This is a genomic window from Allobosea sp. TND4EK4 (assembly GCF_900156025.1).
Classification (GTDB): domain Bacteria; phylum Pseudomonadota; class Alphaproteobacteria; order Rhizobiales; family Beijerinckiaceae; genus Allobosea.
Window position 1 is genome coordinate 31,749 of record NZ_FTMO01000020.1, and the last position, 24,339, is coordinate 56,087.

At 66.3% G+C, this 24,339-nt stretch carries 19 protein-coding genes and 1 tRNA gene; 7 read left to right on the plus strand and 13 right to left on the minus strand.

Going from position 1 to position 24,339, the window contains the following annotated elements; translation table 11 throughout:
• Position 1: 1 nt before the first annotated feature.
• The 11 genes from BW981_RS19250 to BW981_RS19300 form a co-directional block, all read right to left on the minus strand.
• Entirely contained in the window at positions 2-2,062 is a 2,061-nt protein-coding gene (locus tag BW981_RS19250; protein WP_076442183.1) for a hydantoinase/oxoprolinase family protein, read from the minus strand.
• On the minus strand, positions 2,062-3,753 hold the full coding sequence (locus BW981_RS19255) for a hydantoinase B/oxoprolinase family protein (RefSeq protein ID WP_076442185.1): 1,692 nt from the start codon (positions 3,751-3,753) through the stop codon (positions 2,062-2,064). Before BW981_RS19255 ends, BW981_RS19250 begins: the two co-directional genes overlap by 1 nt.
• Positions 3,750-4,619 carry an isocitrate lyase/PEP mutase family protein gene (locus BW981_RS19260; RefSeq protein WP_076442187.1) on the minus strand — a complete coding sequence of 290 codons (870 nt, stop codon included), beginning with the start codon at positions 4,617-4,619 and terminating at the stop codon, positions 3,750-3,752. The genes BW981_RS19255 and BW981_RS19260 overlap by 4 nt, the downstream gene beginning before the upstream one ends.
• A gap of 3 nt (positions 4,620-4,622) precedes the next feature.
• A complete protein-coding gene (locus tag BW981_RS19265; RefSeq protein ID WP_076442188.1) occupies positions 4,623-6,035 on the minus strand; it encodes an MmgE/PrpD family protein in 1,413 nt (470 codons plus the stop codon).
• A 7-nt stretch (positions 6,036-6,042) separates the two neighbouring features.
• Positions 6,043-6,744 carry an ABC transporter ATP-binding protein gene (locus BW981_RS19270; RefSeq protein WP_076442190.1) on the minus strand — a complete coding sequence of 234 codons (702 nt, stop codon included), beginning with the start codon at positions 6,742-6,744 and terminating at the stop codon, positions 6,043-6,045.
• Complete coding sequence (locus BW981_RS19275) at positions 6,737-7,489, minus strand: ABC transporter ATP-binding protein (RefSeq protein WP_076442191.1); 753 nt, start codon at positions 7,487-7,489, stop codon at positions 6,737-6,739. The genes BW981_RS19270 and BW981_RS19275 overlap by 8 nt, the downstream gene beginning before the upstream one ends.
• Complete coding sequence (locus tag BW981_RS19280; protein WP_076442193.1) at positions 7,489-8,451, minus strand: branched-chain amino acid ABC transporter permease; 963 nt, start codon at positions 8,449-8,451, stop codon at positions 7,489-7,491. The genes BW981_RS19275 and BW981_RS19280 overlap by 1 nt, the downstream gene beginning before the upstream one ends.
• Positions 8,448-9,320: a branched-chain amino acid ABC transporter permease gene (locus BW981_RS19285; protein WP_076442195.1), complete on the minus strand. Its 873-nt coding sequence runs from the start codon at positions 9,318-9,320 to the stop codon at positions 8,448-8,450. The genes BW981_RS19280 and BW981_RS19285 overlap by 4 nt, the downstream gene beginning before the upstream one ends.
• 186 nt (positions 9,321-9,506) lie before the next feature.
• Entirely contained in the window at positions 9,507-10,724 is a 1,218-nt protein-coding gene (locus BW981_RS19290; RefSeq protein WP_076442197.1) for an ABC transporter substrate-binding protein, read from the minus strand.
• A gap of 55 nt (positions 10,725-10,779) precedes the next feature.
• Positions 10,780-11,760 (minus strand): Bug family tripartite tricarboxylate transporter substrate binding protein, encoded by a 981-nt coding sequence (locus tag BW981_RS19295; RefSeq protein WP_076442199.1) that lies wholly within the window; start codon positions 11,758-11,760, stop codon positions 10,780-10,782.
• Positions 11,761-11,765: 5 nt separating this feature from the next.
• The gene (locus BW981_RS19300) at positions 11,766-12,590 is read right to left on the minus strand and encodes a GntR family transcriptional regulator (RefSeq protein ID WP_139333855.1); all 825 of its coding nucleotides are present in this window, start codon (positions 12,588-12,590) and stop codon (positions 11,766-11,768) included.
• A 122-nt stretch (positions 12,591-12,712) separates the two neighbouring features.
• Between BW981_RS19300 and leuC the strand changes: the two genes are divergently transcribed.
• Both leuC and leuD read left to right on the plus strand, forming a co-directional pair.
• Positions 12,713-14,149, plus strand: a complete 1,437-nt coding sequence (leuC, locus tag BW981_RS19305) for a 3-isopropylmalate dehydratase large subunit (RefSeq protein WP_076442203.1) — start codon at positions 12,713-12,715, stop codon at positions 14,147-14,149.
• Entirely contained in the window at positions 14,146-14,763 is a 618-nt protein-coding gene (leuD, locus tag BW981_RS19310) for a 3-isopropylmalate dehydratase small subunit (RefSeq protein ID WP_076442205.1), read from the plus strand. Before leuC ends, leuD begins: the two co-directional genes overlap by 4 nt.
• 117 nt (positions 14,764-14,880) lie before the next feature.
• Here leuD and BW981_RS19315 read toward each other — a convergent pair.
• Positions 14,881-14,955, minus strand: a tRNA-Gly gene (locus BW981_RS19315).
• A gap of 714 nt (positions 14,956-15,669) precedes the next feature.
• Between BW981_RS19315 and BW981_RS19325 the strand changes: the two genes are divergently transcribed.
• The 5 genes from BW981_RS19325 (at position 15,670) to BW981_RS19345 (ending at position 23,851) form a co-directional block, all read left to right on the plus strand.
• Positions 15,670-15,915 (plus strand): hypothetical protein, encoded by a 246-nt coding sequence (locus BW981_RS19325; RefSeq protein WP_076442208.1) that lies wholly within the window; start codon positions 15,670-15,672, stop codon positions 15,913-15,915.
• A gap of 247 nt (positions 15,916-16,162) precedes the next feature.
• Complete coding sequence (locus BW981_RS19330; RefSeq protein ID WP_076442209.1) at positions 16,163-17,344, plus strand: DUF6361 family protein; 1,182 nt, start codon at positions 16,163-16,165, stop codon at positions 17,342-17,344.
• Entirely contained in the window at positions 17,334-19,193 is a 1,860-nt protein-coding gene (locus BW981_RS19335; RefSeq protein WP_076442211.1) for a phospholipase D family protein, read from the plus strand. Before BW981_RS19330 ends, BW981_RS19335 begins: the two co-directional genes overlap by 11 nt.
• Positions 19,183-22,317: a helicase-related protein gene (locus BW981_RS19340; RefSeq protein WP_076442213.1), complete on the plus strand. Its 3,135-nt coding sequence runs from the start codon at positions 19,183-19,185 to the stop codon at positions 22,315-22,317. Before BW981_RS19335 ends, BW981_RS19340 begins: the two co-directional genes overlap by 11 nt.
• A gap of 322 nt (positions 22,318-22,639) precedes the next feature.
• Positions 22,640-23,851, plus strand: coding sequence for a hypothetical protein (locus BW981_RS19345; protein ID WP_076442215.1), 1,212 nt, complete (start codon positions 22,640-22,642; stop codon positions 23,849-23,851).
• A gap of 204 nt (positions 23,852-24,055) precedes the next feature.
• Here BW981_RS19345 and BW981_RS23490 read toward each other — a convergent pair.
• Positions 24,056-24,339 (minus strand): hypothetical protein (locus tag BW981_RS23490; protein WP_244560385.1); only part of this gene is annotated, 284 nt, incomplete at its 5' end.

The following is a 24,339-nucleotide window of genomic DNA, read 5'->3' on the forward strand; positions in this document are numbered from 1 at the left end:
GTCAGCCTCTCATGATCACGAGATTGCCCAGCGCATCGACCTCGGCGGTCAGGCCGGGGTCGAGCAAGGTCGTGGCGTCCGGCTGCTCGAAGATCGCCGGGCCGTCGATGCGGGCCCCGACCGGCAGGTCCAGCCGCGACCAGATCGCCGTCTCGCGCCAGGCGCCGTCGAGATAGACTTTCCTGGTGCCGCGGCGCGCCGTCTCGACAGCGGCATCGGCCGGCGGGGCGAGCGCCGTCAGGTCGAAGGCCGGGCGGCGGCCGATGGCCGCGGTGCGCAGCGTCACGATGCGAACCGGGATGCCCGGCAGGAGCCGGCTGAAGGCGGCGCCATAGGCCGCATCGAAGGCCTCGCGGATGATCGCGGCGCTGATGCCGGTGCTCGCTTCGCCGAGGGTGATCGGCAGCGGCACGGAGACGGTGTGCGTCTGCCCGAGATAGTGCATGTCGAGCTCGTAGAGCACGTCGATGCGCTCGACCGAGAGGCCCGCATCGGCGACGACGGCATGAGCCTCGCGCCCGGCCTCGACCATGCGGGCGTCGAGCGCGGCGGCGTCCAGCCCGTCGAGCATCAGGTTCACCGTCTGCACGCCGTCATGGCGGATGTCGGCGATGACGCAGCCCAGCGCCGAGGTGACGCCCGGAAAGCGTGGCACGAGCGCGCCCTTCAGCCCGACCTCGTGGATGAGCGCACCGGCATGCAGCGCGCCGCCGCCGCCGAACGGCATCGCCATGAACAGCGCCGGATCATGGCCGCGCTCGATCGAGACGAGGCGGATCGCGCCGGCCATGCGGGCATTGGCGATCTTCACGATGGCTTCCGCCGCCGCCATCACGTCGAGGCCGAGCGGCTCGGCGATTTCCCTGGCGATGGCGGCCCGGGCGGCATCGACATCGAGCCGCTGCAGCGTGCCGAGCGGCTTCGAGCCGTCGATGCGGCCGAGCACGAGATTGGCGTCGGTCAGCGTTGGGCGGGTATTGCCCTGGCCGTAGCAGACCGGGCCGGGCCGGGAGCCCGCGCTTTCCGGGCCGACTTCCAGCAGGCCGCCGGCATCGACGCGGGCGATCGAGCCGCCGCCGGCGCCGATCGTGGTGATCTCGATCATGGGCGTGCGGATGACCATGCCGAAATCAATCGTCGTCTGGGCCGCCAGCGCAGCCTGCCCGCCGGCGATCAGCGAGACGTCGAAGGAGGTGCCGCCGAGATCGCCGGTGATGATGTCGGGGTGGCCGGCGGCGCGCGCCACCGCCGCCGCCGCGATCACGCCCGCGGCCGGGCCGGAGAGGGCCGTGCGGACCGGCAGGCGCCGGGCGGTGGCGGTCGACATCACGCCGCCATTGCTCTGCACGATGTGGAAGCGGCCGGTGAAGCCGTCGGCTTCCAGCGCATCTTCGAGCCGCCGAAGATAGGAGCCCACCACCGGCTGGAGCGTCGCATTGAGCGCGGTGGTCGAGGCGCGCTCGAACTCGCGGATCTCGGGCAGGATCGCCGAGGAACAGGCGATGTTCTCGTTTGGCCAGACCTCGCGGGCGGCGTCCAGCGCGTCGCGCTCGTTCTGCGGGTTGGCATAGGCGTTGATGAAGATGATCGCCAGCGCCTCGCAACCCTTGGCGATCAAGGCACGGGCCGCCTCGCGCACGGCCTCGCGGTCGACCGCCGTGCGGATCGTGCCGTCCGCGAGCGTGCGCTCGGGCACTTCCAGCCGGCAGTCGCGCGAGGCGGCGGGGGTGAAATCGCCCCACAGCCCCCAGGTCTGGCGCCGGTCGCGGCGGCGCATCTCCAGCGCGTCGCGAAAGCCGGGCGTCGTGATGACGCCGATCTTCGCGCCCTTGCGCTCGAGCAGCGCATTCGTGCCGACCGTGGTGCCGTGGACGATGGAGGCGAGCTCCGAGACCGGGCCGAAGGTGGTCAGCCCCGCGATGAAGCCCTTGGCCTCGTCGCCGCGCTGGGAGGGAACCTTGGCGGTGCGGAAGCGCTTGGCCGCCTCGTCGAACCAGAACAGGTCGGTGAAGGTGCCGCCGACATCGACACCGACGACGGCTTTGGCAGGGGAAGTCGTCATCAGCCGATCTCGATGTCCAGCCCGTAGGTCTCGCGCGCCGCCTCGGCGCTGATGTAGCCGTTGGCGACGTCGCGCCGCACGGCCTCGCGATCGCGCGCTCTGGCGTCGCCATAGCCACCGCCGCCGGGGCTTTCGAGGCGCACGCGCTGGCCCTTGGCGATGTGGATGTCGGCGATCTTGGTGACGAGCGTCGGGGACTTCGGCCCGTCATCGGTATCGTAGACGAAGCGGTTCATGGCGGCCGCGCTGCCGCCGGCGACGCCGAAGGGCGGGAACTTGCCGCGCTCGCCCAGCAGGAAGACGTCGGCGCCGCTTTCGCTCAGCGCCTCGATCTCGTAGATCGCGCCGCAGCCGCCGCGATGACGTCCCGCCCCGCCCGAATCCGGTCGCAGCGCCCATTGCGTGAACATCACCGGATAGGCGGCCTCCAGGATTTCGGCCGGCGGGATGGTCGCGGTCGAGATCGGGTTGTTGCCGTGGTTGAGGCCGTCGCCTTCCGGATTGCCGCCGAGGCCGCCGCCGAAGAAGGAGAACATCACGAAGCGCGAGCCGTCGTCGCGATGGCCGGCCAGAGAAAGCGCGTTGATCGTCGCATAGGGAGAGCCGTTGGCCCGCTCGGGCGCGATCTGCGCGAAGACGCCGAACACCGTGTCGATGACGCGCAAGATTGTCTCGGTATAGCCGCCGACGGGCTTGGGCGCGGTGACGCCCAGCAGCGTCGTGTCCGGAATGATGAAGGTGATCGGCTTCAGCACGCCGGCATTGGCCGGGACATGCGGAAAGATGTGCTTCAGCGCGACATAGCAGCAGGCGACTGCTGTCGAATAGGCGATGTTGAGCGGCCCGCGGCAGGGCGGAGCGGAGCGCGAGAAATCGAGCGTCATCGCGTCGGCCTCGACCGTGAGATCGAGCGCGATCCGCAAGGGCTCGTCGCTGATGCCGTCATTGTCGAGGAAGTCGTCGAAGGAGTAGCGCCCGTCCGGCAGGGCCGCGATCTCGGCGCGCATCAGCGCCTCGGCGCGGGCACTGAAGGCATCGAGCGCTGCATTGACGGTGCCGGCGCCGTAATCGTCCAGCAGGGCCGAGAGCCGCTGCTCGCCGAGATCGAGCGCGTTGAGCTGGCCGTTGAGATCGCCCCAGTTCGACTGCGGCAGGCGCGAATTGGCGTTCAGGATCTCGACGATGTCGTGCTGGAACTCGCCCTTGCGCACCAGCTTCACCGGCGGGATGCGGAAACCCTCCTGGAAGCTCTCGGTCGCCTTGGCGTTGAAGTTGCCGGGGACATTGCCGCCGACATCGAGCCAGTGCCCGACCGAGGCGAGCCAGCAGAACAACTGCCCGTCGCGGAAGATCGGTCGCACCAGGCGCATGTCGTTGAGATGGGTGCCGCCCTCATAGGGATCGTTGAAGAGCCAGGTATCGCCGGGCTCGTTGGCCGCGCCCGCCGCGACGCGCGCGATCACCGCGCGCACCGCGAAGGCCATGGCGCCGACGAAGATCGGCAGGCCCGAGGTGCCCTGCACCAGCGTGTCGCCGGTCGTCGCATGATAGAGGCCGTGGCAGGCATCATGCGCCTCGGCGATGATCGGGTTGAAGGCGGAGCGATAGAGCGTCGCGTCCATCTCGTTGGCGATCTGCTCCAGACGGCCCTTCAGGACCGCGAGCGTGACGGGGTCGAGGGCTGCGGTCACGGCTTGCCCTCATAGGCCTTGCCGGCCGCCATCATCTGCGGCGTGCCGATCACGGCGTTGAGCTGGTCGAAATCGAACATGCGCTCGCGGAACGGGTCGGTCGTGCCGTTGGCGTGGAGGCTGGCGTAGAAATCCTGCGCCGCCCGGGCGAGCGCCCGCACGATCCCGCCCGGGAAGATCACCAGCGAAAAGCCGAGCCCTTCCAGCGCGGCGGTGGACTTGATCGGCGTGCGACCGCCCTCGACCATGTTGGCCATCAGCGGCAGCGTGCCTTTCAGCCCGGCGACGATGCGGGAGAGCTCCTCGGCCGAGCCCGGCGCCTCGACGAACAGCATGTCGGCCCCGGCTTGCGCATAGGCATGGGCCCGCTCCATCGCCTTGTCGAAACCTTCGACGGCGATGGCGTCGGTGCGGGCGATCACCAGCGTTTCCGCGGAGACGCGGGCGTCGGTCGCCGCCTTGATCTTGCCGACCATCTCGCCGGTCGGGATCACGCCCTTGTCGGCCAGATGGCCGCAGCGCTTCGGAAAGCTCTGGTCCTCGATCTGCAGGGCGTTGGCCCCGGCGCGCTCGAAGAGCCGCATGGTGCGCTGCATGTTGAGCGCGTTGCCGTAGCCGGTATCGGCATCGACGATGAGCGGGGTCGCGACGCGGTCGCGGATCATGGTGATGGTCTCGGCGACCTCGGCCATCGAGACCAGCCCGATATCCGGCCGGCCGAGGCGGGTATAGGCGATCGAGGCGCCCGAAACATAGAGCGCCTCGAAACCGGCATCGGTGGCGAGCGAGGCCGTCAGCGCATCGTAGACACCGGGTGCCAGCACGATCTGCGGCTGGCCGAAGCGAGCCTTGAGCGAGAATGTCATCAATCAGGTCCTGGTGATGGGCGCAGCGGCGAGCAGGGTGTCGAGCGCCGAAAGATCGGTCGCGCCCGGCAGGGCATCCACGGCGGCGATGATCGCCTCCGCATGGGGCTGGCCCCAGACCGGAACGGAAAGATCGAAGTATTTCTGGCGCACTTCCGCGGGCGTGTACGGGTCTTCCGTATCGCCGCGATTGGTCATCGCCTGTGCCTCGAGCAAGCGCCCATCCTTCAGCGCGATCGTGACCCTGGCCGGGCGCAGCGCCGGCAGCTTCGCCGTCGCGGCGGGATCCTCGCGAACGAAGACCCGGCGCGCCAGCGCGCGGATCGCCTCGTCGGTGCGGGCGGGCTCGCGGAAGGCGGGCACGGTCGCCGCGCCGTGGACGATGGTCGTGGCGATCGAGAAGGGCAGCGAGAACTTCGCAGCCAGCATGTTGTGCGGCTCCTGGCCGGCAAGCTGGGCCGCCCAGATATAGGTCGCGACATCGACGCGCTCGATGGCGGCGGGGTCGATCCGGCCGCCTTCCTGCGAAACGATCTCGGCCAGCGCGTCGAGCGCGCCGTGGTTGTAGCGGCAGCAGGCATGGCGCTTGAAGTAGTTGCGCGCGACCTCCCAGCGCTGGCCAAGCTCCGCGACCATGTCCTCCGGGCGCCAGTCATCGGCGATGACCGTGCCGTAGACGGTGCCGAGCCCGTCCGCCTCGCCGGTGAAGCCGGCGGCGACGAGATCGGACACCATCAGCCCGATCTGGTTGGAGAAGCCGGCGAAGCTGTTCCGGACCGTGCCGCCTTCCAGCATGGTGCGGCGGCTGGTCGAGAGGCCGAGCGAGGAAGCGACATTGATCGTCTCGATCATGCCGGCCGGATCGCGGCGCTCCAGCCAGGCGACGGCGACGGCCGCGCCGACCGTGCCCCAGGTTCCGTGCGGATGCATCGTGATCCGCAGCTTCGAGGCGATGCCGATGCGCGCGCCGATCTCGTAGCCGAGGGCAATGGCCGTGATGATGTCGCGGCCGCTGGCCTTGAGCCGCCCCGCCGCTGCCAGCACCGCGGGCACGACATGGATTCCGGGATGGCCGCGGCAGAACTGGTTGCCCTCGTCGAGCTCCAGCATCGTGCCGGCCGTGCCGTTGAGGAACGCCGCCAGGCTCAGGCTCGCACGGCGGCCGGCGCCGATGACGGCCGCGCCGGTCGCCTCGTCTGTCGGCGCCATGCGGCGGGCGAGCGCGATGGTCTCCGGCTCCTGCGCGCCGGCGGCGATCGCCGCGATACAGTCGCCGATCACCTGAAGCGTGCGCGCGACGACGGGCTCGGGCAGGTGTTCGTAGCGCAGGCCGGCGCAGAACCGCGCCAACTCGGTCAGCCAGGCCGGGGTGCCGGGCCGGTGCATCACGGGTTCGGCTTTGACGTGGGCGGTCATCGGGGCCTCACAATCCGAGATAGGCGTGCTTGAGGGCCGGATCGGCGGCGATTGCGGCTGCAGGGCCGGCGACGACGATGCGGCCGTTCTCCATGACGTAGGCGCGGCTCGCCAGCTCGAGCGACTGCACCACATTCTGCTCGACCAGCATGACGGCGAGCCCTTCGGCCGCGATGCGGGCGATCAGCGTGAACATCTCCTCGACCAGCAGCGGCGAGAGGCCGAGCGAAGGCTCGTCGAGGATGATGAGCTTCGGCTCGCCCATCAGCCCGCGGCCGATGGCGAGCATCTGCTGCTCGCCGCCCGAAAGCGTGCCGGCGGCCTGCGCCGAGCGCTCGCGCAGGCGGGGGAACAGCGTGAAGATGCGCTCCAGATTGGCCAGACGGCCGGGCTTGCCACGCCGGTAGCTGCCGAGCACGAGATTGTCGCGCACGCTCATGTTCGGGAAGATGCGGCGCCCTTCCGGGACATGGATCAGCCCGGCGGAAACGATGGCGGCGGGCTTCTTGCCGCCGATCGCCTCGTCGAGGAAGCGGATGGCGCCGGCGCGCGGCGCGATCAGCCCGGAGAGAGCCCGGTTGAGGGTGGTCTTGCCGACGCCGTTGGCGCCGAGGACGGCGACGATCTCGCCGGGAGCGACATCGAGATCGATTCCGCGCAGGACATCCGTGCCGCCATAGCCGGCGACGAGGCCGCGAACCTCAAGCATGGGCGCCTCCGGTCGGCGCGGCCTGCAGCCGCTTGGCGGCGCCCTGGCCGAGATAGGCCTCGATGACCGCGGGGTGCGCGGCGATCTCGGCCGGCTTGCCCTCGGCGATTATTTTGCCCTGAGCCAGCACATGGATGTGTTCGCACAGGCTCATCACGGCCTGCATCACATGCTCGACCATCAGGATGGTGACGCCCCGGCCGCGGATCTGGCGGATGACCGGCAGCATGTCGCGGATCTCGGACGGGTTGAGGCCGGCCAGCACCTCGTCGAGCAGCAGCAGCTTCGGCTCGGTCGCGAGCGCACGGGCGAGTTCGAGGCGCTTGCGCCCGGCGACGGTCAAGGCCGCGGCCGGCTGGTCAAGCATGCCGCCGAGGCCGACGAGGTCGGCGACCGCCCGCGCCTTGGCCTGCGCGTCCACCCGGCGCGGATGGCGCAGATAGGCGCCGACCGCAATGTTCTCGACGACGGAGAGGCCGGCGAAGGGCTGGACGATCTGGAAGGTGCGGGCGATGCCGCGCTCGGCGCGCCGATGGGCGGGCAGGGCGGTGACGTCGGCGCCGTCGAACAGGATCGTGCCGCTGCTCGGCGTTTCGAAGCCGGCGATCAGCGTGAACAGCGTCGTCTTGCCGGCGCCGTTGGGGCCGATCAGCCCGGTGATCGAGCCCGGCGCGACCTCAAGGCTCGCGGCATCGACGGCGACCAGTCCCCCGAAGCGCTTCGTGGCGGCGTTGACGGTGAGCATCAGCGCGTCTCCTGCGCCTTGCGGCGGGCCAGCCGCTTGAGCAGACCCATGAGACCGTCGGGCGCGAAGGCGATGGTGGCGACGAGCAGCAGGCCGTAGAGCACGAGGTCGATGCCGGGGATGCCGCCAGCCACGGCCTTGGCGACTTCGCCGAAGACATGCAGCGCCACGGCGCCCAGCACCGGCCCGAAGGCCGTGCCGATGCCGCCCACGATCGGCGCGATCAGCGCCTCGACCGATATCCAGGCGCCATAGGCGATGCCGGCATCGAGATAGAGGTAATACTGCACGTAGAGCGCCCCGGCGGCGCCGGTGATCGCCGCCGAGAGCGTGATCGCCTTGAGCTTGACCGAGAGCGTGTCGACGCCGAGGGCGCGGGCAGCGTCCTCGTTCTCGCGCACGGCCGTCAGCCAGGCTCCGAAGCGCGAACGCGAGATTGCGATCGTCATCAGCAGGACGAAACCGACCAGCGCCACCGCGATCCAGACGAAGGCGCCCCGGCTGGCGAACTGGAAGTTTTCCGGCCGTACGTCGAGCTTCACCAGCGTTCCCGCCGCGCCGCCGGTGACGGAGGAGGCATTGGCCAGAATGCGGAACACCTCGGCGAAGGCGAGCGTCACCAGCGCGAAATAGGAGCCGCGCAGCCCGGAGCGGAAGCTCAGGAAGCCGATGATCCAGCCCACCGCGCCGGCCAGCGCGATGCCGCAGGCGAAGGCGGCCCAGGCGTTGACGCCGTAGCGCGTCTGCAGGATCGCCGCAGCATAGGCGCCGGTGCCGAAGAAGGCGGCGTGGCCGAAGGAGAACTGGCCGGCGAGCCCGCCGAGCAGATTCCAGCCTTGCGCCGCCAGCGCGATGATCAACGCGAAGACGACGAAGTTCAGCACCGTGTTCGCCGAGACGGCGAAGGGCACGAGCGCGGCGAGCGCTATCAGGGCCAGAGCAGGGCCATAGGCGCGGATCATGCGCGGGCTCCGAACAGGCCCGTCGGCTTCACCAGCAGGACGAGGATGAAGATCAGGAAGATGCCGATCTGGCCGAGGCTCTCGCCGAAGAACAGGCCGCACAGGCTCTCGACCACGCCGATAAAGAGCGCCCCCAGCAGCGCGCCGGGGATCGAGCCCATGCCGCCGAGCACCACGATCGTGAATGCGACGAGCACGAAGGCGTTGCCGGCGCGCGGGGTGACGTAGAAGGTCGGCATCAGCAGGCAGGCGGCGATCGCGACGCAGGCTGCGCCCAGCCCGAAGGTGACGGCGTAGATGTGCGCGACGTCAATGCCGGCGAGCGCGGCGCCGGTCTTCTCCTTCGCGACGGCGCGGATCGCCTTGCCGGTATCGGTTCCGGTCAGCAGCAGCCCGAGCAGCAGCGCGACCAGCAGCGCCACGCCGAAGGCCGCGACGCGCGGCAGCGCCAGGAAGGTGAAGCCGAGATCGATGGATTCGAAGGCATAGGGCACGTCGATCGAGCGCGTATCCGAGCGGAAGATCGAGAGCATGGCGTTCTCGATCACGATCGACAGGCCGAGGGTGACCAGCAGGATGTTGCGATCCTCGCCATGGCTCGCCGGGCCGATGACAAAGCGCTGCACGATATAGCCGAGGCCGAAGAACAGCAGGGTGATCGGCAGCAGCGCGAGATAAGGGTCGATCCCCAGAGTCGCCTGCGCCACATAGACGGCGAACATCGCCGCCGTCAGCGTCGCGCCATGGGCGAAGTTGATGATGTGCAGCACGCCGTAGACCAGCGTCAGCCCCAGCGCGATCAGCGCATAGACCGAGCCGGTCATCAGGCCGTTCAGCACGGCAGCGAGGATGATGTCGGGTGCGAACATTCAAGTCCTTCCCTTCTCCCCTTGCGGGAGAAGGTGGCCCGCAGGGCCGGATGAGGGGTCTCGCTACGTTTCCGCTGGAGACGACAGGCTGGCGGACGAGGGTCGGCGCGCCCCCCTCATCCGTCGGCTTCGCCGAGCCACATTCTCCCGCAAGGGGAGAAGGGAGCCGCGGCCGTCATCGACGCCTTACGCCGGGCGCGGGAAGACCGGCTTGGCGTCGGCGAAGTCGGACGGGAAGATCACCTTGATGTCGTTGCCCTGGACCTGGGTGTTGACCGGTGCGCCGCCCTGGTTCTGGCCATCGACGAATTTGGTCGGGCCATAGGGCATGATGTGGCCGGCATAGGTCGAGGCAGCGAGCGCTTCGGTGACCTTGGCCTTGTCGGTCGAGCCCGCCTTCTCGATGGCGTCCGCCAGCAGGCCGACGCAGGAGTAGTTGAGCGGGATGTTGTAGGTCCAGAACTTGCCGGAGGCCTCGACCTGCTTGCGCAGCGCCTCGGCGACGGGCTTGCGCGGGTCATGCCAGTGGTTGCAGTCCATCACGAACTGGGCGGCCTCGTTAAATTCCTTGACGAAGCGGTAGTTCGAGGCGGCGCCGTTCAGCACGGCGTAGATGCCCTTCGGCTTGATGCGCTGCTGCTGCATGGTGCGGGCCAGCAGGGCGAACTCGCCATAATAGCTCGAGGGGATGACGAGGTCGGGGTTCTTCGAGCGGATCTGCAGCGCGATGTTCGACATGTCGCGCGCCGGAGTCGGGTGGGCGATGGTGTCGAGGATCTCGAAGCCGAGCTTGGGCAGCTCCGCCTGCATCAGCTTGGCGAGACCGGCGCCGAACAGCCCGTCCTCATGGACAAGCACGACGGTCTTGGCCGGCTTTCCGGCCTCATCGTTCAGCTTGGCGAGGTTGGCGAGCGCGGTCTTGGTGACCATGCCGAAGCCGGGGCCGAAGCGGAAGGTGTTCTTCAGCCCACGGGTGACGATGGAATCCGCCACGCCGACATCGACGATATAGGGCAGGTCGTAGCGGGCCGCGGCCTGGCTGGCGGCGAGGCAGATGGGGGAGGCGAAGCCGCCGACGATGCCGACGACGCCCTCGGCCTGCATGCGCTCGACCTCCGCCGTGCCGCCTTCCGGCGTCGAGCGCGCATCGCCGAACACCATCTCCAGCTTGGCTCCGCCCAGCGACTTGATGCCGCCGGCGTCGTTGATCGCCTTGATCGCCGCCTCGGCGCCGATCTGGCCCTGCTGCCCGTCATAGGCGAGCGCGCCGGTGACCGGCTGCAGGATGCCGATCTTCACGGTTTTCGTCTGCGCGCGCAGCACGCCCGGCACGGCGAGCGCGGCCGTTCCGGCAGCTGTGCCAGCCAGAACGGCGCGGCGGGATACCTCGGTCTTCATGGTCATGTCGTTCTCCTCTGTCTCGAAAACCCGGTCTGGCGCCGGGCTGGTCGCTGGGTCGTCAGTCGGCCTTGAGGCCTCGCTCGCGGATGAGGCCACCCCATTTGGTGCGCTCGGCGTGGATGAACCCGTCGAGCTGCCTTGGCGTCATCGGCACGAATTCCACGCCGAGCGCGGCAAGCTTCGGCTTGACCTCCGCCGTCTGGAAGGAGGCCGTGACGAGCGCGTTGATCCTGTCGACGATCGGCGCAGGCGTGCCGCGCGGCGCCATCAGCGCGAGGAAGCTCAGCGCCTCGTAGCCCTTCACCGTCTCGGCGATCGCCGGCACGTTCGGCAGGCTCGAGAGCCTGTCGGCGCTGGTGACGCCCAGCACCTTGACCTTGCCGGATTCCACCTGGGGCAGTGCGGTCTGGAGATTGTCGAACATCAGCTCGACCTGACCGCCGAGCAAATCCGTCATCGCCGGGCCTGCGCCGCGATAGGGCACATGGGTGATGTCCACGCCGGCCATTTTCTTGAACAGCTCGGGCGCGAGATGGCTCGTCGCTCCGGCGCCGGAGCTGGCGTAATTCAGCTTGCCCGGCTTCTGCTTGGCGATCTCGATCAGCTCGGCGACACTCGTCGCCGGGAACGAGGTCGTCGCGAGCAGAAGGAGGGGGCTGCGGGAGAGCAGGACGACGGGCTCGAATTTGTCCGGATCGTAGAGGAGCTTTTCGCGCAGATACTGGTTGGTGACATGCGTCGCCGGCGTGGCGACGAGCAGCGTATGCCCGTCCGGCGCTGCCCGCTCGACCTCGGCGGAGCCGAGTGCGCCCGAGGCGCCAGGCCGGTTCTCGACGATGAAACGCGGACTGGCACCCTGCGTCAGCGCCTCGGCGGCGAAGCGGCCCATGACGTCGGTGGCGCCCCCCGCCGGGTAGGGCACGACGATGCGGCCCGTCCGGCTGGGCCAGGCATCCTGCGCGGCGGCGCCTGTCGCGGCCAGGCCTGCAGCGAGGCCGAGCAGGCCGAAGCGACGGCGATCGATCGAGAATTCATGCATGCGCTTCAGCCTCCCGCCACGGCCGATGACGGCCAGCCACTCGCCTCGCCATTCTGGTCTGCGCCGCGACTCGGCACCGGCGACCAGCGCCTCTCGCCGTCTGCGCCAGCGCGATGCAGCTCCATCTGGAAAGAGTAGCGATCTGGCCGGTAGAGCGCGTGCAGATGCTCGACCCCATCGCCATCCGGCCCGAAGACCACGCGCGTCAGCGAGAGCAGGGGCGAGCCGATTTCCAGCCCGAGAGCCTCGGCGACATCCGGGCTCGCCAATGTCGCGCTGATCGTCTGCGAGGCGCGCTCGACCGCCGCTCCCGAGCGTTCCAGCAGCGCCAGCAGCGGTACGCTGGCGAGATCGCTCTCGGAATAGGTCAGTCCGATCCGCTCGGGCACATGGGTGGTGAGATAGGAGAAGGGCTGGCCGTCGATCAGGCGAACGCGCACCGAGCGCTGCGTCCGCTCGCCGGCCGCGAGCCCCAGGGAATGGGCGACCGCTTCTGGCGGATGGACATAGGAGAAGGAGAGCAGATGAACCCCGGTGCGACGCCCCATCTCGACGAGATGGGTCAGCATGTTCGCGAAGTCGGCGACGATCGGCTTGGGCGCTTCGGCCTCGCGGACGAAGGTGCCTGCGCCCACGCGCCGGTCGATGAGCCCGTCTGAGGCGAGGCTGTCCAGCGCGCGGCGCACGGTGACTCGCGAGACGCCGTGTTCCAGCGCCAGCGCCGGCTCGCTCGCCAGGCGCGAGCCGGGAGCGATCTCGCCGCTGGCGATGCGCTCACGCAGCAGCAGCGCGAGCCGCCTGGCCTTCAGTGGTTCGAGCGATACGTCCAAGCGCCACCCTTGCCCCGACATCGATTGATTGCCTGATCGGACAGCTAGTTGTCTAGCGTATAGGACAACCGACTTGCGTCAAGTCGGTTTGTCGCTATGTTTTGCCAAGCGGAGGGCGTGCGATGGTGAGATCGGCAGGCAACGGACAGGCAAGGAGCGGGCCGCAGACCCTGTTCGACAAGCTCTGGGCCGACCATGTCGTGGCCGAGCGCCCCTCGGGCGATGCGCTGCTCTGGATCGACCGGCACTTCGTGCATGAGGGCTCGTTCCACGCGTTCAACCAGCTGAAGGCGCGGGGCGGCACCGTGGCCGAGCCCGGCCTGACCTTCGGCGTGGCCGACCACTACGTGCCGACGCGCGACCGCGACCATGTCGGCAATCCCGAGATCGCGCGGATGATCGACGATCTCGGCGCCAACACGGCCCGGCATGGCATCGAGCTCTTCGGCATGCATGACCCGCGTCAGGGCATCGTCCATGTCGTCGGGCCGGAGCAGGGCCTGACCCTGCCGGGGCTGACCATGGTCTGCGGCGACAGCCACACCTCCACCCATGGCGCCTTCGGCGCCTATGCCTTCGGCATCGGCGCTTCGGAGGTGGCCCATGTGCTGATGACGCAGACGCTCTGGCAGAAGAAGCCCAAGCGCATGCGCATCACCATCGACGGAACGCCCACCGCCGGCGTTGGCGCCAAGGATTTCATCCTCTCGATCATTGCGGCCATCGGCGCGGACGGGGCGCGCGGCCATGCCGTCGAATATGCCGGCGCGGCGGTGCGGGCGCTGTCGATGGCCGGGCGCATGACCATGTGCAACATGTCGATCGAAGCCGGCGCCCGCTGCGGCATGATCGCGCCGGACGAGACGACCTTGCGCTGGATCGAGGGCCGGCCCTTCGCGCCGAAGGGCGCCCTGCTGGAGCAGGCGGCCGAGAGCTGGCGGCGCCTGCCGAGCGACGCGGACGCCGCGTTCGACCGCGAGATTTCGCTGGATGCGAGCCGGATCGCCCCGGTGGTGACCTGGGGAACGAGCCCCGAGGATGCACTGCCGATCGATGGCACCGTGCCCGATCCGTCGCGCGAGGCCGATGAAGGGCGGGCCGCCGCGATCCGCGACGCGCTCGCCTATATGGGCCTCAGCGCCGGGCAGAAACTCTCCGGCATCGCGATCGACCGCGTCTTCATCGGCTCCTGCACCAATGCCCGCATCGAGGATCTGCGCGCGGCGGCCAGCGTGCTGGCAGGACGCAAGGCGAAGGTCCCCGGACTGGTGTCGCCGGGCTCGGCGCAGGTGAAGCGCCAGGCCGAGGAGGAAGGGCTCGACAGCATCTTCCGCGAGGCGGGGCTCGACTGGGTCGAATCCGGCTGCTCGATGTGCGTCGGCATGAACGGCGACAGCGTGCCGGCCGGCGAGCGCTGCGCCTCCACCACCAACCGGAATTTCCGCGGCCGGCAGGGGCCGGGCGCGCGCACGCACCTGATGTCGCCCGCCATGGCCGCCGCCGCCGCGGTCGCCGGCAGCCTGGCCGATGTCCGCCCGATGCTGGAGGGACGCTCGTGAAGCCGCTTGTCCAGGTCGCTGGCCATGCCTGCCCGCTAGGCCTCGCCAGCGTGGATACCGACCAGCTGATCCCCGCCCGCTTCATGAAGCGGCCGCGTTCGGAGGGCTATGGCGGCTTCCTGCTGCATGACCTTCGCCGGGACGAGGCCGGTGCGGAAAAGCCCGATTTCCCGCTCAACCAGGTTCCCTGGCGCGACGCCCCGATTCTGGTGGCGCGACGGAATTTCGGGTCCGGCTCCTCGCGCGAGGCGGCTGTCTATGCCTTGGCCGACCACGGCATCCGCGTCGTCGTCGCTCCGACCTTCGGCGACATCTTCGCCTCCAATGCCGTCAAGAATGGCCTGCTGCCGGCGGTCATCGGCGAGGCGGAGGCCGAGGAACTGCTCGCGGTCCTGACCGCCAGGCCCGATTGCCTGATGCTCGTCGACCTGGAAGCCTGCACCCTGTCCTGGGACAACCGCGCCGTGCCCTTCCGGATCGACCCGGTCTGGCGCGAGCAGCTCCTGAACGGCTGGGACGACATCGATGTCACCCGGTCCTTTTCAGCCGACATCACCCGCTTCAAGGCGGCGACCGGGCAGGCGCGCCCCTGGATATGGCCGGCGGACGCTTGAGCGGCCGCGCCGGCGCGCTTCGCGGCGAGCCGAACAGCCGCTGAACAGGGTTGGGGAACGCGGGGAGCGCGAGTCTAGCGGCAAGACGCCATAACAAGCTGAAGCTTCAAGGGAAATTGGAGCGGGCGATCGGGATCGAACCGACGACATTCAGCTTGGGAAGCTGACGTTCTACCACTGAACTACGCCCGCAGGCGGCGCCGGATGCGATCTCGCAACGGGCGCAGCGGCATGTTCTTAGCCTCTCGCCGCCGGCCTGTCATCCGGGATTTGGCGGAAACCCCCAGCTTTGGCCATGGCGGCCCCTCTCGCCTTGCGGTGAGCCATCTGCCAAGGAGGGCGGGTCAGCGGGCGGGTGGTTCGGATGAGCGGAATCGAGCGTTCGAAGCCGTCTCCGATCCGGAAGATGCGGCCGCTGGCCACCCACGCCCGCCTGATCGTCGACACCCGCAACGTCTTCGACAATGCTCTGCGTCTGGACCAAACACCGGGCTTGGAACTGAGATTCCGGAAACGCTTTACTTTCAAGGGGACAGGCTGGTGCTGCGAGAGAGGATTGAACTGGCTTAAGGCTGAGTAAAATCAATAGGTTAGTGGATGTCTTGTAACGATGTGACGACCGAAACAACGAGCCTTGGCATGGTCAGCTGGTAGCAAGAAGGGCGAGGGCATTGTAGCCTGACCCGCCAGCGGGGAAAGGCGGAGCCGACGAATCTCGCTTCCAATTCGAAGTGAACGTCACGCGGCAATCGCTACTGACCCCACTTTTTCGACAACATGCTGCGGCAGGGCTGAAAGTAAGCGCGTGCTTACTTTCTTCTATTATGAGCTTTGCCCGACAGCGTCCTCCCGACTTCCAATTCAAGCTGCTCTATGATCGAAAAGACCATCAGAGGGAGATCACCCATGCAGTCATACGAGATAGTGGTCCGCGTCCGTATGGATGCCGAGGACCCCAGAGATGCGGCACTGAGGGCATTCGGCTTGATGACCGCCAGCACGCCATTCCGGTTCGAGGTGCGTGACGAGGCGGGCCTGGTGCAGGAATTCAGTCTCGACCTCGATGAGCAGGACGAGGCGATCGCTCTCGACTGCGGCCGTAATAGCGACGGCGTCATGGAAGGGCGCCCGAAGGGGACGCTTTCTGCATAGCCCGACAGCAATCGACCGACTGCCGCTCCGCGTGGTGCGATTCTGGAGCATCAGCGAGCGGACCGGTGGCATCGTCACGGTTCTTCTCCCGCGCCGGGGGCCGCTCGGGCGCCGCTATAGGTGCGCTGGACACTAGGTTTCCGGCGCCAACGGAGCGGGAGATCTCCCAATCTCCGCGTGGTGGGCTAGTGCTAGGCCTTCAAGGGGGGCTGCGAGACGATTCGCTACGCGGGCCTTTGGAGTGGCGATGTCGTCTTTGGCTTGGATTGATTTTGATGAGGCGGAGCGTCAGCGGGCGCAACGCATCATGGCCTTGTTCCAAGAGCGCGAGAGCCGCGATGAGCTGGGACTTGGGGCGATCCGCGACTCGATCGCGGATCACCTGTTTCCCGGCACGAGCACGATCCAGACCCGGCTCCGCTACATGCTGTTCATACCGTGGATACTGCGGCGACTAGAAGGTCGTGACGGCACGGCGGCTCAGCTCAGCGCTGAGGGGCGGGCCATGGAGCTTCGCCTCACTGACGCATTGAAGGCAGGCGGTGAGACATCCGGGATCATCGGCCGAGACGCTGGGGTCCGTCTTCAGAGGCTGCCGAGCTCCGTCTATTGGGTCGGCCTTGGCGCGTGGGGGATCCGGCTTTTTCAGGGATCACGCGAAACCTACTACGCCGCCCTGCCAAACCAGCGGCGACGCCATCAGCGTCCCACCCAGGCCGAGAGCCTGGAAGTGGAGGTCCTGCATGCCGGCACCTGGCACGCGGGACTGCCACCGGCTCCGAGCGATTTTCTAGAGACCGCTTCTTTCACGCTCACGCCCGACGAGGTGCAGTTCATCCGCGATCGGCTAATCGCCGAGGCCCCTAATGCGCTTCTTACCTGGCTCGCCCGGCAAGCTCACAATGGCGATTGCGCCTATATTTGGCAGCATCCGGCCTATGGCGACTTTCCGCCCGCCGCCCGCCGGCTGGTGGAACACGCTCAGATGTTTTCGGGCGTCATGCACGGCGCCTCGCTGCTCTACAACCTACAGCTTGCTGAGCTCCGAGACCGCCAGGACTGGGTCGAGCTCTATCGCGCCCGCCTCGCGCAGTGGATCGCGGATCTGGACGAAGATGCCACCGCAACGTGGTCGATGGCTGACTTTTGGCGCGATGTTGCACACCCGGTCCATACTGTCCGCCCTCAGCTAGTCCATTTCGTGGAGGAATGGGTCGCGCTAGTTAGGTCGGGCGCGGAGGCGATCCCAGAGTTAGCGGCCGCCCGCTCCCTGGTGCGCGAGCGGGAACGGCGGCTAAAAACGGCGCAGTCGCGCTTTTCGAATCATGCGGCGCGCGACCGATGGGGCGGTGCTTCGGGCGCTGATCGGCTGTCGTTCCGCTGGAGCCAGGCGCAATCTCATCTGGGGGATCTGTTGCGTGGCGAATAGAACCTCCCTCGATCCTGAAGAGCGGGTGCTTTACGGCGAGAGCCTGGCGTCGCCATCGGGATTCATCTTCGACGCTGCCGTCGCTACGACCTATTCACTGGATTTCGAGACCGCCCTGGCCGCGCCGGTGAGCCTGGCACTGTTCGCCGCCGAAAACCGGGATGATATCCTCTGCCAACCGTTAGCCTTGCTGGAAGGTGCCGAGCGGATTGCGGACCGGCTCGCCGTCTACAGTGACGCGGGTCATATCCAGGCTCGAACGCAGCCGCAGTCGCGGCTTTGCAGTCTGCTGGAGCGTATGATCATCGAAGTTGCAGCTCCGCAGGGCGGCGCCTTCCACCCGAAGATCTGGGTGCTGCGCTTTAAGCCTCAAGACGGTGTCGGCTCTGGCAAGATGCGGCTTTTGGTGTTGTCGCGGAATCTAACCAGCGATCGGTCATGGGATATTTCATTGCGGCTCGACGGGGATATCACCCGACGCGTGGTCGCAGACAACAAACCCATCGTCGATCTCTTGAAGAGGTTGCCCAAGCTCGCTGTCTATCCCCCCTCTGAGGAGGCCATAGATCTGACCATGGCGGTCGCCCGTGACCTCAATCGCGCACAATGGGTGCTACCCGAGCGCTTTGATGAGCTCACCCTCGCGGTCAACGGGATCGGGAGCAAGGTCTGGTCGCCGCCGGCATGCGCGCGCATGGGGATCATCTCGCCCTTCTGCGACGACGCCACCCTCACGAAGCTCGCGGGCCTAAGCCGCGAAAAGCCTGTGCTGGTCAGTCGCAGCGACGAATTGGTGGCCTGCGCCCCGGACACGCTGGCGCGCTATGCGCGGGTGAGCGTGCTCGATGAGATGGCCGCCAGCGAGGACGGTGAAGAAGTTGAGCCCGAGAGCCTACAAGGCCTGCACGCCAAGGCCTTTATCCAGGAGATTGGCTGGAACACTATGCTCACGGTCGGCTCCGGCAACGCCACCCAAGCCGCAGTGGCCCACCGTAAGATGATCAACAACGTCGAGGTGTTCGCGAGCCTAACGGGTAAGACCTCCAAGGTTGGCAGCGTTGAAGATATCCTTGGACTGCATGGTTTCGGACGTCTATTGCGCCCCTTCGAGGCCAATGACGGCGCTGCCTTATCGGCGGAGGCCAAGGCAGCAGAACGACGCCTTGGGGACGCCAGGCGCATTCTTTGCAGGGCGTCTTTAGCTCTGCGCTGCGAGCGCGCGCCGACCATGAACGAAGATGCAGGCGGTTGGCGGGTTTGGCTAGACTGCGACAAGCCGCTGGTGATCGCCAATTTGGCGGCGTCTTACGTCTGGCCCATCACACGTGGAGAAGGGCACCGGCGTGATGTTCTGGCGGCGTTATCGTCCGGGGGTAGCGTCGACCTAGGCGTCATGCCGCTGGCGGACATAACCCGGTTCATCGCCTTCCAACTCACTGACGAAGAGAGCGACGCGCGGCTCCTGTTCAGCCTCGGTCTGCCAATAGAGGGGGTCCCGGCCGAGCGGCACGCCGCGATTTTCCGCTCGATCATCACCAATCGAGACACGTTCTTCCGTTACCTGAGGTTGCTTCTGTCGGATTTGGGCGATCCCTTCGCCGCGGCACTCGCGGCTCAGTCCAGCGCCGCCAAAGGCGCCTGGTCCCGTGGTAGAGGCGACGATGTCCCCCTACTCGAAGACATGGTTCGCGCCCTTTGCTCCGGTGACGACCGGCTCATCGCCATCGAACGTCTCATTTCGCGCCTGTCGGCGGAGGATGCCGCGGCAGATCCTATCCCTCCTGAGTTTCGCGCCCTTTGGGCCTCTTTCCGGTCCGCCATGATGCTGGACACCGCGCATGCCGGGTGAACCGTTCAGAGCCGGTGCGGCGATTGCTTCGCTGAAGGCCTTTCAGCGCCGCACGGTCGACTATGTGTTCGGTCGCTTCTATGACGCCGCGAGCCCGGCCTATCAGTTCCTCGTCGCCGACGAGGTAGGCCTGGGCAAGACGATGGTGGCCCGCGGCGTCATCGCGAAGGCGATCGAGCACTTATGGGACAAGACCGACCGGATCGACATCCTCTACATCTGCTCGAACCAGGCTATTGCCGCGCAAAATCTGAATCGGCTGAATGTCCTTGGCCGCGCAGCCTTGGCGCTCCCGACCCGTATGACCTTGGTGCCCTTGCAGATGCGAGGCGAACGTTCGCTCATTGCCAACAAGGTGAACTTTATTAGCCTGACTCCGGGCACGACCTTCGACCTGCGCTCGTCGACCGGCGTAGCTGAAGAGCGCGCTCTTTTGTTCCATCTCCTGCGGCCCTTGGTCAGCTCGCCGCGTGGCCTACAGAACCTGCTCCAGGTAGATGTCGGCACCGAACGCTGGGAGTCCTGGATTAAGCATGACATCTCCCTGAATGGGGTTGATCAGAACCTGATTGATCGCTTCCGTAAGGACGTTGCGGCGGAGCAGGCGCTCAATGAGCGCCTGGGCGCAGCCGTCGAGCGCTTCCGACGATGGCGCGATTACTACCCAGCGGATATGAAAGGGCTTCGCAATGCGACCATCGCTCGTTTACGCAGCAAGCTCTCGCATGCTTGTGTGGATGCCCTACAACCGGATCTCATCATCATGGATGAGTTCCAGCGCTTTCCAGATTTGCTGCATGGCGACAGCGACGCGGCCCATCTGGCGCGTGATCTGTTCGACTACCGCGATTCTCAAGGTAACGCAGCGCGCACGCTGCTGCTGTCCGCAACGCCATATCGGATGCTAACCCTTCAGGGAGACGATGCTGCCGACGGCGATCACTACCGCGACTTTCTGGAGACGCTGACCTTCTTGTTCGGCCAGGTGCGCGGTCGTCAGATGGTCAACGCGCTGGAGCTGGAAATGCGGGCCTTCCGAGTCGCGCTCCATGGCCTCCCGGCCTCGCAACAGGACGCCCTCGCTCAGAAGGCTAAGGTCGAAACCTCACTTAAGCAGGTGATGTGCCGGACCGAGCGCGTTTCGAGCACTGCAGACCGGGATTCGATGGTTTGCGAACCGCTCTCGGCGCTCACTATCCAAGCCGATGATCTTCGGCAGGCAATGCTAGTGTCGGGCGTGGCCAGGGCGCTCGAGGCGCCCGAGATCATCGAGTATTGGAAGTCGGCGCCCTACCTCCTGAATTTCATGCGCGACTACACGCTGAAGCGGCTGCTGATAGAGAAGGAGGGCGCCAAGTCCTCGCCGGCGTTGGCGTCTGCACTCTCGGCCGCAAAGGTCGCGTGCCTGGACCAGGCCAAGCTCGACAGCTACGCGCGGATCGAGCCTGCAAACGGGCGCATGCGCGCTGTGATGGGCGATGTCTTCCAAAATAACCTTGAGCAGCATTTGTGGATCCCGCCTTCGCTGCCCTACTATGGCGAAGGCTCTGCCGGCCCGCGTCCGACCAAGGCGCTGATCTTCTCCTCATGGACGATGGTCCCCGACGCGATAGCGGCGACGCTTTCCTATGAAGCCGAGCGCCGGATGGGCGCCGGCGAGACGGGCCGCGGCTACTTCGATCAAAAACGCCCGCGGCCGCTACAGTTTCGCCAGGTGGATGGACGACTTGCTGGGCTACGCGCGCTGCTGCTGATCTATCCCTCGCCACTATTGGCTGAACTCGGCGATCCGCTCGTGATCATGAGTTCAGCATCGAAGCAATTGTCATACGCCGCTACACGGGCGGCCGTCGCCAATCGTCTCCGGCCTTCCTTGACTGGGCTAACGGAGAGCCCGCCCGGCGACTTGGATATGGCATCCGCCGAGTGGGCCCTGCCGGCCGTCCTCGATGCTTCCGCCGGCAACAAGGCTTTATCCTGGATCGCAGCCTGGGATGGTATGGTGGCGTTGGCAAATGAGGTCGGCTTCAAGGACCATGTCGCCGCCCTGAAGGACGCAGCCAAGGGCGTTAATATCGGGCCGGTCTCAGATGAGGCGCTCGACCTCCTGGTCGATGTCGCGCTAGGCAGCCCAGCCGTCTGCGCCCTTCGCGCGCTGCGCCGCGTTGCCCCTGACCTTGCATGGGACGATCCGCGACTGCTTCGGGCCGCAGCGCAGGTTTCATGGGGTTTTCGGACCCTATTCAACCAGCATGACGCGGTGGCGCTCCTGCGCCGGGGCGACGAGGACCGCTATTGGCATAGGGTTCTCACTTTCTCGGCCCAGCAGAACCTTCAGGCTGTGCTGGACGAATACGCCCATTACCTGGTGGACGCCCAGGGCCTGAGCGCGGCCGAACCTGGAGACCGGGTCGCCGGGCTGGGCCAGGCCATGGCCGACACATTGTCTATCCGACCGTCGCAGATCGACGTCGACAACCCCACGCTGATCGAAGGCAAGCTCAAGGTTGGCAAATTCCATATGCGAGGCCGGTTCGCTATGCGCTTGGCCGACTATCGCGACGAAGAGGGTGCCGTCGCCCGATTGGGTGGGGTGCGTGACGCCTTCAACTCGCCGTTTAGGCCCTTCGTGCTGGCAACAACATCGGTTGGCCAGGAGGGGCTGGATTTTCATCCATATTGCTACCGCGTCTACCATTGGAACCTGCCCGGCAATCCGGTCGATCTAGAGCAGCGCGAAGGACGCGTGCATCGCTTCAAAGGCCACGCCGTCCGCCTGAACGTAGCGCACAATCATGGTGCCGAGCTGATGGGGCGGGGGGCTGTGCCCGCCGACCCGTGGGAAGAGATGTTCGCTGCAGCACGAGCGGCGACAATTTCCGACACTGATCTCGCACCCTACTGGCTTTGCGAGGGGCCGGTGAAAGTGGAGCGGCGAGTGCCGATCCTGCCCTTCAGCCGCGAGACCCAGCGGTTGGAGTGGCTAAAGCGAAGCCTTACGGTCTACCGGCTCGCCTTCGGTCAGCCTCGGCAGGATGATCTGCTCGGCTACCTGGGCGACCTGCTGGACCAGGACATGTCAATGGAAGAGCTGGAGGCGTTGCAAATCAGGCTGCAGCCATAATCTTGTTGCCGAGCAAAAATGCCGACTTGCCAAGCTTCTGATGGTCAACGCCCTCTAACCGCAGGAATGCTTGGCGTTCCGTCGTTGCTTTCAGTCTGAGACACCGCAAATCAGAAAGAGACCGAATGGTAGCTTCGCAGCTAGGCGATGCAATTATGTAAGCCCCATGACAGCTAGGGCGAACATTGCGAGGGGCGCGCCAGGTTTTGCGGAAACTCAGGCGATCAAGCGGCTATTTCTGCATCGCGTCGAGCGACGCGTTATAATGGTAATGCAGCCCGTAGCTGCGACAACTGCTCGACCAAGGTGACCGTTTCGCTCCATGCTCCGCATTCCGCTGCTCACAATCAAGTCCCCAGCCACCCTTGGCCATCTGCAATACGAACGAGCGCCGATCGAGAAGAAGCAGCGTAGATTCCAGGACCGTTACGTGCTCGTGCCTGGCGTGCAGTTGTATGAGTATGAGTGTCGTGCGGTGATCGATTGGATCAGGGTCCGGCTGGTATTCGGCAAGGCGACTCAGCATCAATGGATCCAGCAAGTTGTTAAGCCGGTCATCGGGCGCAAGTGCCATGTCTGCGTAGTCGATGAGACGCCGGGCCGCGTTTCGAGCGTGTTTGAGATCACGTTCCAAGAACCGGATCTTCGTCAGGTGAACAGCATATGCTGGTTATTAGACGCGAAGTTCGATCTTCAGGCCCTTCCGATCGTCGCTGCGATCGAGATCAGCGTTGATTTCCGGTCGCGGTTCCGGGACGCTCATGACCGAGCTAAGCTGTTCATGGCTCTAACACGGCACTTCGAGCCGTCCCGCGATGTAATCAGCAACCACAGCGACTGGCCGCGTTTCACGTTCGGCGAGGGCGAAGACGATACCGTTGGGGCGATTGGCCGGAAGAAGGGGTGGCCCGTTCTGGACGACGACTACCTTATGTCTGTCGACGCTGATCGACAGCCGTTCGTCGACGCCTGCTATTATGTCGGGGCGAGAGAGTCTGACATCCGATGGCGCATCATGGATAAGGTCGTTGACCGGCAGCATGTGGCGGCAGGCACCTCGGTCAGTCTGGACGACATCGATAAGCGGGTCCGGATCGAGGTCACCTTAAGCCGGAGCGCCGTTGCCGGACTGGGTATCGACTACCTGACGGATCTGGCGCACCTGCGGTTCGCCACGCTTCAGTCCAAGTTCTTCAGCTTCGTGCTGCCGACCTTCTCGGCCACGAGCCAGCTTTCCGCAGGGGCGATGAAAGCCGTCAGGCTCGTTCATGAGGAAAAGCGCGAGCAAAAATTCCTCGGCACCGGCGCGATTGGACTAGGCGCGATGAACACGGTGTGGGCGCGTCGCATGAAGACGGTCCGGAAGGACGTCAGATCTCGCTCACGGACGAGCGGGCGCACGATGACGCCAGCCAAGCGGGTGGGGAGAGGTGCGTCTGGCAGCTTCTTGGCCTTCGAGGAGCTGAACGAGCGCGTGCGCGTCGCGCTAAGGTGTCTGGGCGCGCGCGTCGCAGCAGAACTGACTGGTGCCTGAGGATCTGGTGTCTCGAAAGGGATAAGAGCTGGACGAGGGTGAGAAAGGCAGATGAAGATCGCGACCGGTTAGCAAGTTAGTAGGCCGGCATGCCCAAGGATCCGCGCGCGGCCCGACGCCATCGCGCGTTATCGCGCCTCTCGAGCGGGCGGTCTGCGAAATCCTGGTCGGAAAAAGTTGTCAGGTCGCATCGTCCTGACGGCGTCAGATCGCTGCGCTGGCCTCGCCTGCTCGCAGCCGCAGCGCCTCGTAGAGCTGCGCCGGCCCGAGGAGAACATCCTTCAGCCCCTCCTGAACTTTTTGTGAGCCCAATGCCTGCTTGCTCAGCGAGGTGTGAGCCTCTAGCGCATCCATGATCGCATTCATCAGCTCAGCCCGGAGCGTCGGAGAGTTGTAACCGTCCGGTCTCGGCCCTGTGAGCTTTAGCGCTCTCAGTTGAGACCGCAGCATTTTTTGTGTTTCTTGCCGGAGCCGCAGGGGCACGGGTC

Coding starts and splice junctions, on each gene's coding strand:
- BW981_RS19250 (WP_076442183.1), bottom strand. CDS start 2,062: ATGACGACTTCCCCTGCCAAAGCCGTCGTCGGTGTCGATGTCGGCGGC.
- BW981_RS19260 (WP_076442187.1), bottom strand. CDS start 4,619: ATGACATTCTCGCTCAAGGCTCGCTTCGGCCAGCCGCAGATCGTGCTG.
- BW981_RS19265 (WP_076442188.1), bottom strand. CDS start 6,035: ATGACCGCCCACGTCAAAGCCGAACCCGTGATGCACCGGCCCGGCACC.
- BW981_RS19270 (WP_076442190.1), bottom strand. CDS start 6,744: ATGCTTGAGGTTCGCGGCCTCGTCGCCGGCTATGGCGGCACGGATGTC.
- BW981_RS19275 (WP_076442191.1), bottom strand. CDS start 7,489: ATGCTCACCGTCAACGCCGCCACGAAGCGCTTCGGGGGACTGGTCGCC.
- BW981_RS19280 (WP_076442193.1), bottom strand. CDS start 8,451: ATGATCCGCGCCTATGGCCCTGCTCTGGCCCTGATAGCGCTCGCCGCG.
- BW981_RS19285 (WP_076442195.1), bottom strand. CDS start 9,320: ATGTTCGCACCCGACATCATCCTCGCTGCCGTGCTGAACGGCCTGATG.
- BW981_RS19290 (WP_076442197.1), bottom strand. CDS start 10,724: ATGACCATGAAGACCGAGGTATCCCGCCGCGCCGTTCTGGCTGGCACA.
- BW981_RS19295 (WP_076442199.1), bottom strand. CDS start 11,760: ATGCATGAATTCTCGATCGATCGCCGTCGCTTCGGCCTGCTCGGCCTC.
- leuC (WP_076442203.1), top strand. CDS start 12,713: ATGGTGAGATCGGCAGGCAACGGACAGGCAAGGAGCGGGCCGCAGACC.
- BW981_RS19325 (WP_076442208.1), top strand. CDS start 15,670: ATGCAGTCATACGAGATAGTGGTCCGCGTCCGTATGGATGCCGAGGAC.
- BW981_RS19330 (WP_076442209.1), top strand. CDS start 16,163: ATGTCGTCTTTGGCTTGGATTGATTTTGATGAGGCGGAGCGTCAGCGG.
- BW981_RS19340 (WP_076442213.1), top strand. CDS start 19,183: ATGCCGGGTGAACCGTTCAGAGCCGGTGCGGCGATTGCTTCGCTGAAG.
- BW981_RS19345 (WP_076442215.1), top strand. CDS start 22,640: ATGCTCCGCATTCCGCTGCTCACAATCAAGTCCCCAGCCACCCTTGGC.